Source organism: Pseudomonas sp. Hz4, from assembly GCF_054898165.1.
This window is the reverse complement of sequence record NZ_CM142719.1, coordinates 3,601,460-3,618,477: the sequence shown is the minus strand read 5'-3', so window position 1 is coordinate 3,618,477 and position 17,018 is coordinate 3,601,460. Positions and strand designations below refer to the sequence as shown.

The 17,018-nt window shown below is 58.7% G+C and carries 16 protein-coding genes; 10 read left to right on the top strand and 6 right to left on the bottom strand.

What is annotated here, in order from left to right; translation table 11 throughout:
• Positions 1-3 precede the first annotated feature (3 nt).
• The 6 genes from ACYZTR_RS16510 (at position 4) to ACYZTR_RS16485 (ending at position 5,872) form a co-directional block, all read left to right on the top strand.
• Entirely contained in the window at positions 4-1,332 is a 1,329-nt protein-coding gene (locus ACYZTR_RS16510) for a glycosyltransferase family 2 protein (RefSeq protein ID WP_461972543.1), read from the top strand.
• Between the two features lies 1 nt (position 1,333).
• A complete protein-coding gene (locus tag ACYZTR_RS16505; RefSeq protein WP_461972541.1) occupies positions 1,334-2,182 on the top strand; it encodes a hypothetical protein in 849 nt (282 codons plus the stop codon).
• Between the two features lie 6 nt (positions 2,183-2,188).
• The gene (locus ACYZTR_RS16500; protein WP_461972539.1) at positions 2,189-3,304 is read left to right on the top strand and encodes an HlyD family secretion protein; all 1,116 of its coding nucleotides are present in this window, start codon (positions 2,189-2,191) and stop codon (positions 3,302-3,304) included.
• Positions 3,305-3,307: 3 nt separating this feature from the next.
• Positions 3,308-4,255, top strand: a complete 948-nt coding sequence (locus ACYZTR_RS16495) for an NAD-dependent epimerase/dehydratase family protein (RefSeq protein ID WP_461972537.1) — start codon at positions 3,308-3,310, stop codon at positions 4,253-4,255.
• Positions 4,256-4,421: 166 nt separating this feature from the next.
• On the top strand, positions 4,422-5,516 hold the full coding sequence (locus ACYZTR_RS16490) for a hypothetical protein (RefSeq protein WP_461972535.1): 1,095 nt from the start codon (positions 4,422-4,424) through the stop codon (positions 5,514-5,516).
• Positions 5,517-5,518: 2 nt separating this feature from the next.
• Positions 5,519-5,872 carry a DUF1428 domain-containing protein gene (locus ACYZTR_RS16485; protein ID WP_461972533.1) on the top strand — a complete coding sequence of 118 codons (354 nt, stop codon included), beginning with the start codon at positions 5,519-5,521 and terminating at the stop codon, positions 5,870-5,872.
• A gap of 13 nt (positions 5,873-5,885) precedes the next feature.
• On the opposite strand, the gene ACYZTR_RS16480 is transcribed toward ACYZTR_RS16485, so the two are convergent.
• Positions 5,886-6,080, bottom strand: coding sequence for a hypothetical protein (locus ACYZTR_RS16480; RefSeq protein ID WP_461972531.1), 195 nt, complete (start codon positions 6,078-6,080; stop codon positions 5,886-5,888).
• A gap of 60 nt (positions 6,081-6,140) precedes the next feature.
• Between ACYZTR_RS16480 and thpR the strand changes: the two genes are divergently transcribed.
• Positions 6,141-6,680, top strand: coding sequence for an RNA 2',3'-cyclic phosphodiesterase (gene thpR, locus ACYZTR_RS16475; RefSeq protein ID WP_461972529.1), 540 nt, complete (start codon positions 6,141-6,143; stop codon positions 6,678-6,680).
• Between the two features lie 165 nt (positions 6,681-6,845).
• Here the strand turns inward: thpR and ACYZTR_RS16470 are convergent, their stop codons facing one another.
• The 5 genes from ACYZTR_RS16470 to ACYZTR_RS16450 form a co-directional block, all read right to left on the bottom strand.
• The gene (locus tag ACYZTR_RS16470) at positions 6,846-7,943 is read right to left on the bottom strand and encodes a polyamine ABC transporter substrate-binding protein (RefSeq protein WP_461972527.1); all 1,098 of its coding nucleotides are present in this window, start codon (positions 7,941-7,943) and stop codon (positions 6,846-6,848) included.
• A 216-nt stretch (positions 7,944-8,159) separates the two neighbouring features.
• Entirely contained in the window at positions 8,160-9,044 is an 885-nt protein-coding gene (locus tag ACYZTR_RS16465) for an ABC transporter permease subunit (RefSeq protein ID WP_461972525.1), read from the bottom strand.
• On the bottom strand, positions 9,041-9,922 hold the full coding sequence (locus tag ACYZTR_RS16460) for an ABC transporter permease subunit (protein ID WP_282376079.1): 882 nt from the start codon (positions 9,920-9,922) through the stop codon (positions 9,041-9,043). Before ACYZTR_RS16460 ends, ACYZTR_RS16465 begins: the two co-directional genes overlap by 4 nt.
• 29 nt (positions 9,923-9,951) lie before the next feature.
• Positions 9,952-11,094: a polyamine ABC transporter ATP-binding protein gene (potA, locus tag ACYZTR_RS16455; protein WP_461972523.1), complete on the bottom strand. Its 1,143-nt coding sequence runs from the start codon at positions 11,092-11,094 to the stop codon at positions 9,952-9,954.
• Positions 11,095-11,303: 209 nt separating this feature from the next.
• Positions 11,304-12,065 carry a gamma-glutamyl-gamma-aminobutyrate hydrolase family protein gene (locus tag ACYZTR_RS16450; RefSeq protein WP_461972521.1) on the bottom strand — a complete coding sequence of 254 codons (762 nt, stop codon included), beginning with the start codon at positions 12,063-12,065 and terminating at the stop codon, positions 11,304-11,306.
• 280 nt (positions 12,066-12,345) lie between these two features.
• On the opposite strand from ACYZTR_RS16450, the gene ACYZTR_RS16445 reads away from it, so the two are divergent.
• The 3 genes from ACYZTR_RS16445 (at position 12,346) to ACYZTR_RS16435 (ending at position 16,730) form a co-directional block, all read left to right on the top strand.
• A complete protein-coding gene (locus ACYZTR_RS16445) occupies positions 12,346-13,722 on the top strand; it encodes a glutamine synthetase family protein (RefSeq protein ID WP_282375832.1) in 1,377 nt (458 codons plus the stop codon).
• A 166-nt stretch (positions 13,723-13,888) separates the two neighbouring features.
• Entirely contained in the window at positions 13,889-15,379 is a 1,491-nt protein-coding gene (locus ACYZTR_RS16440; RefSeq protein WP_461972519.1) for an aldehyde dehydrogenase, read from the top strand.
• A gap of 52 nt (positions 15,380-15,431) precedes the next feature.
• Positions 15,432-16,730 (top strand): NAD(P)/FAD-dependent oxidoreductase, encoded by a 1,299-nt coding sequence (locus ACYZTR_RS16435; protein WP_461972517.1) that lies wholly within the window; start codon positions 15,432-15,434, stop codon positions 16,728-16,730.
• The last annotated feature ends 288 nt before the right edge of the window (positions 16,731-17,018 follow it).

The following is a 17,018-nucleotide window of genomic DNA, read 5'->3' as shown; positions in this document are numbered from 1 at the left end:
GCCATGAGCCCATTAATGGAGCAACTCTTCAACGCACTCAGCGCGCTCATGGGGCCAGATGGATTGAGCCGGTTGTTTTTGATGCTTTTCCCCTTGTTTCTGATCTTTGAATTGCCCCTCATGATCATGGTGCTGCTGGGTGTATTGCGCTGGTTTACGCGTCGACGCACTCGTATACCGAAGATCAGCGTCTATCGCCCCAAGGTCTCTTGCATCATTACCTGCTACAGCGAAGGGATGGATGTTCAGACCACGCTGTTAAGCCTGTGCGAGCAGACGTACCCCGGCCACATCGAGATGATTCCGGTGGTGGACGGGGCCACGGTGAATCAGCCGACGTTGAGCGCCGTTCGCAGTTTTAAGGTGGATCCGCAGTTGTACCCCAGGCGTCATTTGCGCCCGATCGCCAAATGGCAGCGGGGCGGGCGGGTGTCGTCATTGAACGCAGGTCTGTCGCTTGCCAGCGGTGACATCGTGATGGCGCTTGATGGTGACACGTCTTTCGACAACAACATGGTCAGCTCCATCGTGCGCCATTTCGAGGACCCTTCGGTACCTGCGGTCGCCGGTAGCCTGCGTGTGCGCAATGTCTGGGGTTCCTGGGTCACCGCGATGCAGGCGCTGGAATACCTGTTATCCATCCACATGTCGAAAATCGGTCTGGCCGAATGGAACCTGGTCAACAACGTCTCGGGGGCCTTCGGGGCATTTCGCCGCAGCTTTCTGGTGAAAATCGGTGGCTGGAACACGCACACTGCGGAGGATCTGGACCTGACATTGCGCATCAAAAGTTACTTCAAGCGACATGACTTGAGGATTCCCTTCGAGCCGGAAGCGATTGGTCACACCGATGCACCGTCGACGCTTAGTCAGTTTCTGATGCAGCGATTGCGCTGGGATGGCGACCTGTTTTTTCTGTACGTCAGAAAGCACAACCATAACATCGACCCTAACTTATTGGGCTGGCCGACCTTTCTGATGATCCTGCTCAGCGGCTTCTTTTTTCAGCTGGTGCTGCCGTTCATCATCTTCAGCTACACCTTGCTGGCGTTATTTATTCTGCCGGGCAAGACGCTGTTGTTTCTGTTTGTACTGATCTACGCGCTGTACCTGATGATCACCACACTGTTGTTCGGCGCCATGTTGTTGATGGTGTCCGACCGACCTCGAAAGGACATGATCCTGGGGTTGTTGGTGCCTTTCTTTCCGCTGTTCATGCTATTTCTGCGGTGCTGGAGCGCAGTGGCCATGCTCAACGAGATGTTTCGTCGGGGCCATGAAGAAACCTCGATGGCGCCATGGTGGGTGCTTAAACGAGCCACGAGGTTTTGATATGCGATCGATACTTCTGCTCCTGACGCTGTCGTTGCCAACGACAATAATGGCCGCACAACCACTGCCGCTTCAGGCGGCGGGTTCGCAGTCGAGCCAATGGTCCCAGGCCAGTTATGTCTGGGACAGCGAAGCATTGCTCGATCCCGATCAGCGTCAAGCGGAGCTTGAGCAACTGCGTAAAGCCGGGATGGACAAGATCTACCTTGGCCTCAAGGCCGCCCAGTTGAAAGACCTTGTCACGACGCGCCAACGGCTGAAGCAATTGCTGCAGGACGCGGCAGGCGAGGGGGTGCAAGTCAGCCTGTTGCTCGGCGATTCGGCCTGGATCGAGCCGCAGGGACGCCATCAGCTCACCGATTTATTGGCGAAGCTGAAGGGGCTTTCATTCGCCAGCCTGCACCTGGACCTGGAAGTCGAGCAGCTGGGCGTACCGGTCCCGGATCAGCGTTTGAAGGACTTGCTCGACACCTTGCGCGCGGCCTCCGCAGCGAGCCCCTGGCCGGTAGAGATTTCCAGCCATCATCGCTGGTTCGCCGAGGCAAAACCCGGAAAAACCTGTCTGCCGTGCGCGCTGCCCGACGCGGGTGTGCGTCAGGTCAGCCTGATGATCTACACCCGCAACCCGCAAAACAGCGCACGAATGGCAGAGCAGATCGCTCATCGCTGGCCTGATCTGCAGTTTCGCCTGGCGCAAAGCACCGAGCCGCAATTGGATGCCACGGAATCCTGGGCCGGCGCGTCGACTGAGCAGTTGCAGCACCAGACCCGTGCCTGGCGCGAACAGCTGCAACCACGAGGAATTGCCGGCATTGACTGGCAAGCCTGGCGAGACTTTCCAAAACGGTGAGCCGTCATGAAGATTCGATTCGATAGTCGTAAAGAACTGAACCCCACTCAGGAGCAGGGTTTGAGTGTGCTCTACGCTCCAGGCAAGCGCATGGCGTTTCGCGTGCGTTGGTATTTGATCTTGTTCCTGGTCGCGAGCCCCTTGCTCTGGCTGGGTGGAAAACTGACCTACGGCATGCTGATGATTGACGCGCCGGCGCAATTGCGCCTGCCGATTCTCGAGGTGCGCGCGCGGGATGCCGGTCGGGTCGATCAGCTGTTTGTCATGGCCGGGGAACAGGTACAGGTCGATCAGCCGTTGGTCAGTCTCGACAATCCCGAATGGCGTGCGCGGCTAATGCAGCTCGCCGCGATGCCGAAGAACACGGTGCGCGCCGCCAGCACCAAATTGGACACTCGGGAGCGTCAGTTGCTCAGGACTCGAGTGAGCAGGACCGAACAACGCGTGCAGGTACTTGAAGACCTCGTGGTCTCAGGCGCCGTCTCTCGTGGAGAAGTGCTGGCCGCCCAGTCCGAACTCGACGCTTTTAAAGCGGACCTGTTGGCGTTCGAGCGCCGCGAGCAACTGGCTCGTCAGTCGCCGTTAAGCGTTGAACGCGAGATTATTCAACAGAACGCCGAGCAACAGTGGTTGAAAACGCGCCTCGCTGCGTTGTCGGTCAAGGCTTCGCAGAGCGGTCGGGTTGCGGAGGTATTGGTCACCCCCGGCGAAAATGTCGGTGCCGGTACGTTGTTAATACGCCTTGAACGGCTGGAAGAGCCCCTGCTGTGGATTTATCTGGAACCGCTGAACATCAGCTACGCCGCGATTGGTCAGCCGTTGCGCGTTCGCATGCCCGATGGCGAGTGGTTGGCGGCCCATGTTGTCCAGGCCGTCGACAGCGCCGGCCGCACGCCGACGGTGTTGCGTGGGCCGTTCGCTGCCAGCGAAATGGGCTTGCAGGTCGCCGCCCGGTTTGATCGCCCCCTGTCGGCACGCTGGAGAATCGATCAACTGCCGTTGAATGTTCGCTTTCCGACCGACTGGCAGCAAATGCTCAGTGACAGCCGTGAGCTCATCGAGCAATTAGGGGACTTCATTGCGATGGATCGAACACCCACCACCGCACCGGGGAGTAAATAAACCATGACTGCAGATCGTATTCTTGTGACGGGCGGTGCCGGTTTCATCGGTTCGCACCTTGTCGAAGCACTGCTTGAAAACGGTTATAGCGTCCGAGTTCTGGACGATCTTTCTACTGGCAAATTGTCGAATCTGCCGATTGATCGCTGCCATTTGACTTTGGTAGTGGGGGATGTCGCCGACGCGCCGACGGTGGAGCGGGCGATGAAAGACTGCAGTGCGGTGGTTCATCTGGCTGCGGTGGCCTCGGTGCAGGCGTCGGTCGACGACCCGGTCGCTACTCACCAAAGCAACTTCGTCGGTACGCTGAATATTTGCGAAGCCATGCGTCAGACAGGCGTAAGACGGGTGGTTTACGCGTCCAGTGCGGCGATCTATGGCAACAATGGCGAGGGCATGGCGATTACCGAGGACACGCCCAAGAATCCGCTGACTCCGTATGCCGCCGACAAACTGGCCAGCGAACATTTCCTCGATTTCTATCGACGCCAGCACAGTCTAGAACCGGTCATTCTGCGTTTTTTCAATATTTACGGACCGCGCCAGGACCCTTCATCGCCTTATTCCGGTGTTATCAGTATTTTCAGCGAAAGGGCCAAAAAAAATCTCCCCATCACGGTTTACGGTGACGGGGAGCAAACAAGGGATTTTGTCTACATAGAGGACCTCGTAAAGGTCCTGCTACAGGCGGTCAAAGCGTCAAAACCGAGCATCGGACCGGTCAACATCGGGTTTAATCGATCCACCAGCCTTAACGATCTGGCGGCAGCGTTAAGCGAACTCCTGGGGCGGCCCCTGACGTTGAACTACGATGCGCCGCGTTCCGGTGATATCAAGCATTCGCGCGCCGACAACAGCCGACTGCTTCAGTGCTTCTCCCCGAGCACGCCGACCTGTTTTGCCGAGGGCCTGGGGCAACTGCTCAGAAGTATTGATTCCGGCGGGCGGTAGAAGAGGCGAGCTCAATCGCCAGGAGAATAACTGATGGACGGTTTTTGGATGTTCTTGAAGAACACCCCTCGAGCCCAAGCGAACAAACACCGACACCTATACTCAAATTAATAGGCCTTTGAGTACCGGACATTCCGTTCGGGCAAGTCTGTAGGAAACCGCGATCTTGAACTTGCGTTCGCTGATCGTCGCCGTGTTGGTGGTGTTGGTGGTGTTGGCGGGATGCGTCACGCCTGCGCCTGCCCCGGTGGAAGTGGTGCCGGTGGTGATTTCCCAAAGCACCTGGCAGCGGGTGGATCGTGAGATTGTCGCGGCATCGCAATCGGCCACCGAGCAGACCAAAATCTACGCGCGCGGAGCCATGGATTACTGGCGAACGCGCGTCTATCAACTGACCGAAGAGAACTTTATTCCCTGGTTCAGCAGCTACTGGACCCAGGAATGGCTATCGATGAAGGTCAGCTGGTACACCCTCAGTGCCAAGGGCGAGCAGGATGCCTCGGCCAAGCGCCTGGCAGCCTATCTGCTGGAGCAATACCAACGGCGCGTGCTGGCGCCGGTCGCGGTGGAGATCGATCCCGACGCGATTCTCGGCCTGGCAGCGGCGTTCTATGTGGACATTCTTCAGGAAGAACTGCAGCGAATCTCCCAGCGCCACGGCGTGCCGATGGCTCAGCTCAACGGCCGTATCCAGAAAATTCCCGCGATTGCCCTGGGCCCGCCGCCCGCCCGGAATGCCTCGCTGTATCAGGTCGTGCACACCCAACCGCTGAACACGCTGCCGGCCTACGCGGCGCTGATCGACAAGATCCACAAGGCAGGTGGCGACCGAGGCGTGGATTCGACCGACACCGCCATGGCACCGGTGGCCAAGCGCGCCAGTCAACGGATGGAAGCCGAAATGGTCCCGCGAGGTGCGGCCAGTGCGGTCGCCGCTGCAGCGGGCAAATTGGCCGGGGGCTTGATTTCCGTGGGTGTGGCGGGTATCCGCGCGATCATTCAGGCCAACGACCGGCCGGACAGCGAGGCACTGATTCGCAGCAGCCTGGGCAATACGTTCGACAAGGCCTGGATGAAACTGGTGCAAAACCCGACGACCGGGGTGATGGCCGGAACGTTGTACATGGCGGCGCAGATCGAGGGCAATCTGGCGGGAAGCGCCGAGGTACCGTCGGTCAGTTCGGGCAGCGGGTCTGTCGATTGGGGCCCGACGGAATCGACTAACCAGCAGATCGACCCTCTACCCCCAGCAGGAGAATGACCATGTCCTACGTTGATGGCTTCATCGCAGCCGTACCTACCGCCAACCGTGAGAAATTCAAGAAACACGCCGAGACAGCCGCTGCCATTTTCAAGGAAAGCGGTGCCATCAGCCTCGCTGAATGCTGGGGCGACGACGTGCCAGACGGCAAAGTGACCTCGTTTCCGATGGCGGTAAAACTCAAGGACGACGAAACCGTGGTGTTTTCCTGGATCGTCTGGCCAGACAAGGCCACCCGCGATGCAGGCATGGACAAACTCATGACCGATCCGCGCATGCAGCAGGACGTCAACCCGATGCCGTTCGATGGTCAGCGGTTGATCTTTGGCGGTTTCGAAATGATCGTCAAAGCCTGAGCTAACGGCAGGATCACTCCGGCGGCGGGGTGGTCCTGCAACTCTTGCGATGACGAATCTCGCTGTCTGTCGGCCGCTCTTTGACGAACTCGAAGCGCGGCTCACCTTCGTTGTAATGAACCAGCCAGCCCCATTCCAGCTCGGACTCATCTTGACCGGGTTTCGGTGGCATGGCCCACCATGGCTCTTTGCTGATGATCTCTCGCATGGCCCCCTCCCGTTGAATCGTTTGCATGAACTATAACTTGGATACCAGGAGGCGCCAGGTATGAGCGACGAATCCCATGAGCCGTTAAAACGGCTGTTTTTTGCCCTGAATTGCGCAATCGAGCAACGTCGGGCCATTGCCCAGTGGCGCAGCGCACTTGGGCTCAGGAGCGGACGCCCGGTGCCGGCGGAAAACTTTCACCTGACGTTGTTGTTTTTGGGCACGGTTGGCGTGGCACAGATTGCCGATATCTGCACGGCTGCCGCGAATGTTCGAACGCCGGGTATGCCTTTGAGGGTTGCGCTTGATCGGCTGGATGTCTGGCGCAGGGCCGGGGTGTTGGTGCTCGCGCCTGAGCAGGCATCACCGGAGTTGCTTCGTCTGGTGTATGCCCTGGAGCAGGCAATGTTGCCCTTTGGGTTTGAGGATTCACCCAAGGAATTCCGCCCGCATTTGACCTTGATGCGCGACTACCGAGTGCCGGTGCCTGAGTCCGCGACACCTCCCGAGTTTTACCTGCGGGCCGATCACTTCACCTTGTTCGAATCCCATAAGGGCCGTTATCGCGCATTGGCCGAATGGCCACTCGTTCCGTCATAAAAAAAAGGCGCCCGAGGAGGGCGCCCAAATTCACCTTAACCGAGGAAGCCAGGTGAGGCCGTTCTGCAGATAGGAGTGCAGCGGTGGTAAGGCGCTGCGTGAACGGAAATCTTTGACACCGATCGTTCCCAGACCAGAGCGTGGGAACGATCAGTACCGAATGAATTACTTACCGAGCTTCACCCGCGTCCACCCGCGGGTCATCACCCGCTGAACGCCGATCGGCATGTCCGGAATGGCATACAACGTCGCCATCACCGCTTGCGACGGGTACAACCCCGGATCATCGCGAATCGCTTCATCCACCAAGGGCGTCGCCGCCGCGTTGGCGTTGCTGTAGCCGATGTTGTTGGTGATCTCGGCGATGATGTCCGGGCGCATCAGGAAGTTCATGAACAGGTAGGCGTTTTCCACGTTCGTCGCGTCCCGTGGGATGGCGACCATGTCATAAAAACTGCCGGCTCCTTCTTTCGGAATGCTGTAGTCGATCTTCACCGTGTCGCCGGCTTCCTTGGCCCGAGCCTTGGCTTGCAGCACATCGCCGGAGTAACCGACGGCGACGCAGATGTTGCCGTTGGCCAGGTCCGAGATGTATTTCGACGAATGGAAGTACGCCACCGAAGGACGGATTTTCATGAACAGCGCTTCAGCTTCGGCGATCTGCGCTTTGTCCTGAGAATTCACCGGATAGCCCAGATAGTGCAGGGCGGCCGGGAGCATCTCGGTCGGCGAATCAAGAAAGCTGATGCCGCAGGCTTTCAGTTTTTCAGCGTTTTCCGGTTTGAACAGCAAGTCCCAGGAGTTGGTCGGCGCGTTGCTGCCGAGTACTGCCTTGACCTTGTCCGGGTTAAAGCCGATGCCGATCGAGCCCCACATGTACGGGAAGGCATGACCGTTATCCGGGTCGCTGGCGGCGGCGTTTTTCAGCAGGACCGGGTTGAGGTTTTTCCAGTTCGGCAGCTTCGACTTGTCCAGCTCCTGATAGACGCCAGCCTTGATCTGCTTGGCCAGGAAACTGTTGGACGGCACGACGATGTCGTAGCCGGATTTGCCGGCGAGCAGCCGTGCCTCAAGGGTTTCGTTACTGTCGAACACATCGTAGGTCACGCGGATGCCGGTCTCGTCTTCGAACTTCTTGACGGTGTCCGGGGCGATGTAATCCGACCAGTTGTAGACGCGCAGTACCTTGTCATTGGCCTGGGCGCCAGTGGCGATCGCGCCCAATAGGGACAGTGTCAGCAGAGTCCTGCCAAACATTTTCATCGGTACAACTCCATTCTTTTTTTATCAAATCACACAAAGCAAAAATGCAGTGAACACAAAACCTGTGCAGTAAACACAAACCTTGTGGCGAGGGGATTTATCCCCGTTCGGCTGCGCAGCAGTCGTAAAACCAGTGAATGCGGTGTACCTGATACACCGCGGTTGCAGGTTTTGGGGCCGCTTCGCAGCCCAACGGGGATAAATCCCCTCACCACATTAGGCCGTCGCTTCTACCATTTGCTTTTTAGGTTGCTGCCAGGATTCGCTGGCGGTCTGGTCCATGGCTTCCTGGATCGCGCGTTTTCGGGTGGCTTCGGCGCGGCGGCTGAAATACCAGACCATGAAGGTCACGATCGATACCGCCAACAGAATCAGGCTGGCCACGGCGTTGATCTCAGGCTTCACACCCAGACGTACCGCCGAGAACACTTCCATCGGCAGGGTCGTCGAACCCGGACCGGACACGAAGCTCGCCAACACCAAATCATCCAGCGACAAGGCAAACGACATCATGCCGCCGGCCGCCAGTGACGGCGCGATCATCGGAATGGTGATCAAGAAAAACACCTTGAACGGCTTCGCGCCCAAATCCATCGCCGCTTCTTCGATGGACAGGTCCAGCTCACGCAAACGCGCCGAAACCACCACCGCTACATAGGCGGCACAAAACGTGGTGTGGGCGATCCAGATGGTGAAGATGCCACGTTCCATCGGCCAGCCGATCAACTGCGCCATGGCCACGAACAGCAGCAACAGCGACAGACCGGTGATCACTTCCGGCATCACCAGCGGCGCCGTCACCAAACCACCGAACAACGTACGACCCTTGAAACGCGTCACCCGAGTCAGCACAAACGCCGCTAACGTGCCCAGCGCTACAGCCGCAATCGCGGTGTAGCAGGCGATTTCCAATGAGCGCAGCACCGAGCCCATCAGTTGCGAGTTGTCGAGCAGGCCGACGTACCACTTCACCGACCAGCCGCCCCACACCGTCACCAGTTTCGAGGCGTTGAACGAGTAGATCACCAGAATCAACATCGGCAGGTAGATAAACGACAGGCCGAAAATCAGCATGAACTTTGAAAATCCGAAGCGTTTCATCCCCGACCCTCCATCTCTTTGGCCTGACTACGGTTGAACAGCAGAATCGGCACAATCAGGATCAACAGCATCACCACCGCCAGGGCAGATGCCACCGGCCAATCGCGGTTGTTGAAGAACTCTTGCCACAGCACACGACCGATCATCAGGGTCTCCGGGCCGCCCAACAGTTCCGGGATCACAAACTCACCGACCACCGGAATGAACACCAGCATGCAGCCAGCGATGATCCCGTTCTTGGCCAGCGGCACGGTGATTTTCCAGAAGTTGTTGAAGTTGCTCGACCCCAGGTCCGACGCGGCTTCTAGCAGGCTTTGATCGTGCTTGACCAGGTTGGCGTACAGCGGCAACACCATGAACGGCAGGTAGGCGTAAACAACCCCTATATAAACGGCCGTGTTGGTGTTGAGGATCTCGATCGGGTGCGAGGTCAGCCCGGTCCACATCAGAAATCCATTGAGCAAGCCGTTGTTGCTGAGAATGCCCATCCACGCGTAGACGCGGATCAGGATCGCGGTCCAGGTCGGCATCATGATCAGCAACAGCAGAACGTTTTGCGTTTCCTTGTTGGCCTTGGTGATCGCGTAGGCCATCGGGAAACCGAGCGCCAGGCACATCAGCGTGCTTAAAAACGCGACCTTCAACGAGCCGAAGTAGGCCGAGATGTACAGCTCATCTTGGGTCAGCAGCGAGTAATTACCGATGTTCAGCAGCAGCTGAAATTTCTGCTCGGCGAAGGTGTAGATCTCTGAGTAAGGAGGAATGGCCAGCGCCGCTTCCGAGAAGCTGATCTTCATCACCAGGAAGAACGGCAACAGGAAAAACAAGCACAGCCACAGGAAAGGAATTCCGATGACGAGCTTTCGACCACTCGGCATCAGCCGCATAAACTGCTGATTGAGTGTTTTCATGAGCGCAGTACCACGCCGCTGTCGTCTTCCCACCACACGTAGACCTTGTCGTCCCAGGTCGGACGTGCGCCACGGCGTTCGGCGTTGGCCATGAACGACTGCACCACCTTGCCGCCAGGCAGCTCCACGTAAAACACCGAGTGACCGCCGAGGTAGGCGATGTCATGCACTTTGCCTTCGGACCAGTTGTAGCGGGTGTCCGGCTTGAGGGTGCTGACCAGCATTTTTTCCGGGCGGATCGCGTAGGTGATCGACTTGTCCTGCACCGAGGTGCTGACGCCGTGACCGACGTAAATCTTTTGCTCCAGATCCGGGCTGTGAATGATTGCGTGACCCTCAAGGTCTTCCACAACCGTGCCTTCGAAGGCGTTCACGTTGCCGATGAACTCGCAGACCATGCGGCTGACCGGTGCCTCATAAATGTCCACCGGGCTGCCGATCTGCGCGATCCAGCCGAGGTGCATGATGGCAATGCGTTGGGCCATGGTCATGGCCTCTTCCTGGTCGTGGGTCACCATCACGCAGGTCACGCCAACGCGCTCGATGATCTCGACCAACTCCAGTTGCATCTGCGAGCGCAGCTTTTTATCCAGCGCGCCCATCGGTTCGTCGAGCAACAACAGCTTTGGACGTTTGGCCAGGGAGCGAGCCAATGCCACACGCTGACGTTGACCGCCAGACAGTTGATGCGGCTTGCGCTTGGCGTACTGGGTCATGTGCACCAGCCGCAGCATCTCTTCAACGCGGGCGTCGATTTCGCTGTTGGACAGCCGGTCCTGCTTCAGGCCGAAGGCGATGTTCTGCGCCACCGTCATGTGCGGGAACAAGGCGTAGGACTGGAACATCATGTTGATCGGTCGTTCGTACGGCGGCATGTCGGTGATGTCGACACCGTCGAGCAAAATCCGTCCTTCGGTCGGGCGCTCGAAGCCTGCGAGCATCCGCAGCAGGGTCGATTTACCGGAGCCGGAACCGCCGAGCAGGGCGAAGATTTCGCCTTGATGAATCTCTAGCGAGACATCGTCCACCGCGGTGGTTTCGTCGAACTTCTTGGTGACGCGGTCGACTTTCACCAGCACCTTTTTCGGTGACTGGTGACCTTCAAGAGCCTTCCTGTAGATGCTGGAGGCGTTTGCCATGTGAAACTCCCAACAGGTTTCAGTCGTCGGGCCAACGCGGCCTGACTTAATAGTGGATTGCAAGCCCGGTCGGGCTTATTCGGCGCCGCCGTCCTGGCTGCCTGTTCGTACTTGTTGTTATCGCGTTTGTTGTTGTCGTGAGGGACTGGCGCGCAAAGGCGCGCCCGCCTGACTCACGGGGGCAGTAAATTGATTAATCGAGTGTTAAGTCAGCGCGTATTACGCAACGCCGCCCGTTGCCGGCACGCCTCGCCAAACGCCTGGAAAATACTCAGATAAGGAGGGTTCGAAAGCACCTGCCATTCCGGGTGCCATTGCACGCCGACGGCGAAAGCCTTGCTGTGCTCGACCGAAATAGCCTCGATCAAACCATCCGGTGCGACGGCTTCGGCGCGCAGGCCGGGAGCCAGCCGGTCGATGCCCTGGCTGTGAATCGAATTGACCTGGAACACCTGCGGCAAATCCAGCGCCTCGAACACACCGCCCGGTTGCACGTTGACCGCGTGAGCCGCCGCGTACTGCACAGCCAGGTCCGGATGATTCGCTTCCCGGTGATCCAGCATGCCGGGTAGTTCGTGGACCTTTTGATGCAGGCTGCCCCCGAACGCCACGTTCATTTCCTGAAAGCCGCGGCAGATGCCGAGCACCGGCACGCCGGCCGCAATGGCTGCACGCAATAAAGGAAGGGTGGTGGCGTCCCGTTGCGGATCGTGATCCGTCCCGGGGGCGCTGTCGGGGCCTTGATAGTGGAAGGGTTCCACATTCGACGGCGAGCCGGTCAGCAGCAGACCGTCGAGATGTGCGAGCACATCTTCAATCTCAGTCAATTTGCCTAAGGAAGGAATGATGACCGGCAGCCCCAAAGCCGCGACGCTGACAGCACGCAAGTACTTGTCGCCGCTGACATGGTAGGGGTGCAGGCCAATCTGTTTGACGCACGCTGTAACGCCGATCAATGGCTTGAATGCCATTTTTATCACCTCGAAGTTTCACACTAGAACGAGCTTTTCCGGAGCTTAGCCTTGTTGATTTTAATTAACAACTCTCATGTAAAAAATTCTAGACGCCGCACGTCTGATCTTCAGGATTTAAGCGGTGCGCACGACTTAATTGGCACTCCCGTGCCCATAAAAGGCCAGAAAATAAAGGATGAGAGGCTGGGCGTTCGCTATTGACTTCACTTTGCCGTTCGGGTTGACTGGGCTCGTCAAACCGTAGTGAACATAATAATTAACAGCTAATAGGTGCAAAATGTCGGTCCCTCTGCGTGCCGTTCAACTCAACGAAGCAAACGCATTCCTTAAGAAATATCCTGAGGTTTTGTACGTCGACCTTCTGATTGCGGATATGAACGGTGTGGTGCGCGGTAAGCGCATCGAGCGCACCAGTCTTCATAAGGTTTACGAAAAAGGCATCAACCTCCCGGCGTCACTGTTTGCTCTGGACATCAACGGTTCTACGGTGGAAAGCACCGGCCTGGGTCTGGACATCGGTGACTCAGACCGAATTTGCTTTCCCATCCCTAATACGCTCAGCATCGAGCCATGGCAGAAGCGCCCAACCGCGCAACTGTTAATGACCATGCACGAACTCGAAGGCCAGCCGTTCTTCGCTGACCCTCGCGAAGTGCTGCGTCAGGTCGTGAGCAAGTTCGATGCAATGGGCCTGACCATCTGCGCCGCGTTCGAACTCGAGTTCTATCTGATCGACCAGGACAACGTGAACGGTCGTCCGCAATCGCCACGCTCGCCGGTGTCCGGCAAGCGTCCGATGTCGACCCAGGTCTACCTGATCGACGACCTGGACGAATACGTCGATTGCCTGCAAGACATCCTCGAAGGCGCGAAAGAGCAGGGCATTCCTGCCGACGCCATCGTCAAGGAAAGCGCCCCGGCGCAGTTCGAAGTGAACCTGCATCACGTCAACGACCCGATCAAGGCCTGCGACTACGCGGTGTTGCTCAAGCGTCTGGTGAAGAACATCGCCTACGACCACGAGATGGACACCACCTTCATGGCCAAGCCGTATCCGGGCCAGGCAGGCAATGGTTTGCACGTGCACATTTCGATTCTCGACAAAGAAGGCAACAACATCTTTGCCAGCGAGGATCCCGAGCAGAACGCCGCACTGCGTCACGCGATCGGCGGTGTGCTCGAGACCCTGCCGGCACAGATGGCGTTCCTCTGCCCGAACGTCAACTCGTACCGTCGTTTCGGCGCGCAGTTCTATGTGCCGAACTCGCCGAGCTGGGGCATCGACAACCGTACCGTGGCAGTACGTGTGCCGACCGGTTCGTCGGACTCCGTGCGTATCGAACACCGCGTGGCGGGCGCTGATGCCAACCCGTACTTGCTGATGGCGTCGGTCCTGGCCGGTATTCACCACGGCCTGACCAACCAGATCGAGCCGGGCGCACCGGTCGAAGGCAACAGCTACGAGCAGAACGAGCAGAGCCTGCCGAACAACCTGCGTGACGCACTGCGCGAGCTGGCCGACAGCGAAGTCATGTCGCGCTACATCGACCCGCTGTACATCGACGTGTTTGTGGCGTGCAAGGAAAGCGAGCTGGCCGAGTTCGAGAACTCCATCTCGGACCTTGAGTACAACTGGTATTTGCACACCGTTTGATGGCTGGTGAATCACCTGTGGGAGCGAGCTTGCTCGCGATGAGGGCGGCACAGTCAACATTGATGTCGCCTGACACACCGCTATCGCGAGCAAGCTCGCTCCCACAAGGGATTGCATTTCAAGTTTTAACTGACGATCACTTACTCCTCTGCGTCGAGTCACAACAATGACAAACACTCGCAGCGACTGGGAACAACGCTTCCAGTCCTTAACAATCGAAGGCCGCGCATTCATCGACGGCCAATACTGCGCAGCACTCAGCGGTGACACCTTCGAATGCATCAGCCCGGTCGACGGCCGCTTCCTGGCCAACGTCGCCAGCACCGACGAAGCCGACGCCAATGCGGCAGTCGCCGTCGCGCGCCGCACCTTCGACTCCGGCATCTGGGCCAAACTCGCCCCGGCCGAGCGCAAGCGCATCCTGATCCGCTTCGCCGATCTCATCCTGGCCAACCAGGAAGAACTCGCCCTGCTCGAAACCCTCGACATGGGCAAGCCGATCAGCGACGCCCTGAACATCGACATCCCGGCGACCGCCAACGCGATCCGCTGGAGCGCCGAAGCCATCGACAAGATCTACGACGAAGTCGCCGCCACACCGCACGACCAACTCGGCCTCATCACTCGCGAACCTGCAGGTGTTGTAGCCGCCATCGTGCCGTGGAACTTTCCGCTGATCATGGCCAGCTGGAAGTTCGCACCAGCCCTCGCGGCCGGCAACTCGTTCATCCTCAAGCCTTCGGAAAAGTCGCCACTCACGGCCATCCGCATCGCCCAACTGGCGCTGGACGCGGGCATCCCGAAAGGCGTGTTCAACGTTCTGCCAGGCTACGGTCACACCGTCGGCAAGGCGCTGGCGTTGCACCTTGATGTCGACGTGCTGGCCTTCACCGGCTCGACCGTGATTGCCAAGCAACTGCTGATCTACGCCGGGCAAAGCAACATGAAACGCGTCTGGCTCGAAGCAGGGGGGAAGAGTCCAAACGTGGTGTTCGCCGACGCGCCGGATCTAAGCGCGGCAGCACAAGCGGCGGCCGGTGCGATTGCCTTCAACCAGGGCGAAGTCTGCACCGCCGGTTCGCGGTTGCTGGTGGAACGCTCAATTCGCGAGCAGTTCATTCCACTGCTGGTGGAAGCGCTGCAAGCCTGGAAACCGGGGCACGCCCTCGATCCAGAAACCACCGTCGGCGCAGTGGTCGATCAGCGTCAACTGGACAACGTGTTGCGCTACATCCAGGTCGGCAAAGACCAGGGCGCGCAACTGATCGCGGGCGGTAGTCGCACCCTCGAAGACACCGGTGGCCTGTACGTGGAACCGGCGATTTTCGACGGTGTGACCAACGCCATGACCATCGCCCGGGAAGAAATCTTTGGCCCGGTGCTGTCGCTGATCACCTTCGACACCTTCGATGAAGCGCTGGCGATTGCCAACGACAGCATCTTCGGCCTGGCCGCCGGCGTGTGGACCAGCGACCTGAGCAAGGCCCACACCTTTGCGCGCGGCTTGCGCGCCGGCAGCGTCTGGGTCAACCAGTACGACGGCGGCGACATGACCGCGCCGTTCGGCGGGTTCAAGCAGTCGGGTAACGGTCGGGACAAATCGCTGCATGCGTTCGACAAATACACCGAACTCAAAGCGACCTGGATCAAGCTCTAACACCTCTACAACGGCGGCCGCCGGCAGGTGCCAGCGGCCATCGGAGAAACCTATGAAACAAAGCTCTGTTAATCAAAAGCATGTAAACAGCTACTACGCCGCCACCCGCAACTTCACCGGCGACTTCCCGGTGCTGGAACAAGCGGTCGATTGCGACGTCTGCGTGATCGGCGCCGGCTACACCGGTTTGTCCTCGGCACTGTTCCTCGCCGAAGCAGGCTACAGCGTCACCGTGCTCGAAGCCGCCAAAGTCGGTTTCGGCGCCAGCGGTCGCAACGGCGGCCAACTGGTCAACTCCTACAGCCGCGACGTTGATGTGATCGAAGAACGCTACGGCGACAAAACCGCCGAAGTCCTCGGCAGCATGATTTTCGAAGGCGCCGACATCATCCGTCAGCGCATACAACACTACGACATCCAGTGCGACTACAAGCCGGGCGGCATCTTCGCTGCGCTGAACAAAAAGCAACTCAAAGGCCTGGCTGAGCAGAAAAGCAGTTGGGAACGCTACGGCAACAAGAACCTGAAAATGCTCGACGCGGCCGACATCAAGCGCGAAGTCGGTTGCGACAACTACGTCGGCGGCCTGCTCGACCTGCAGGGTGGCCACGTTCACCCGCTGAACCTGGCCCTCGGCGAAGCCTCGGCCATCACCGGCCTGGGCGGCAAAATCTACGAGCAATCGGCGGCGGTGGAAATCACCTACGGCGAACCGATCACCGTACGCACCGCCAAAGGCGTGGTGCGCGCCAAGTACCTGCTGATCGCCGGCAACGCCTACCTGCCGCAAGACCTCGACAACCGCGTCACGCGCAAAAGCATGCCGTGCGGTTCGCAAATCGTCGTCACCGAACCGTTGTCCGAGAAAGTCGCGCGCAGCCTGATCAAAAACAACTACTGCGTCGAAGACTGCAACTACCTGCTCGACTACTACCGCCTCACCGCTGACAACCGCCTGCTGTACGGCGGCGGCGTGGTCTACGGCGCCCGCGAACCGGACGACATCGAACAACTGATCAAGCCGAAAATCCTCAAGACCTTCCCGCAACTGAAGGACGTGAAAATCGACTACCGCTGGACCGGCAACTTCCTGCTGACCATGTCCCGCATGCCGCAATTCGGCCGCATCGAGAAAAACGCCTACTACATGCAAGGCTACAGCGGCCACGGCGTCACCTGCTCGCACCTGGCCGGCAAACTGATCTCGGAGATGATCCGCGGCGACGCCGAACGCTTCGACGCGTTCGCTTCGCTCCCGCACATGCCCATGATCGGCGGCCGCACCTTCCAGGCCCCACTCACCGCCATGGGCGCCGCGTACTACGCGCTGCGTGACCGGTTCGGTATCTAAGCAGCGCAATCCCTGTGGGAGCGAGCTTGCTCGCGATGAGGCCATACCAGTCACCATTGATGTTGACTGACACACCGCATTCGCGAGCAGGCTCGCTCCCACAGTAGATCTAGGTGCACACAGCATTTGTGATCGACCGGGACCAACCTGTGGGAGCGAGCCTGCTCGCGAAGAGGCCATATCAGTCACCATCGATATCGCCAGGCACACCCCCATCGCAAGCAGACTCATTCCCACAATTTGCATCACTGAACTGGCTGCCATCAGCGCCCAACAACCTTTTCACCC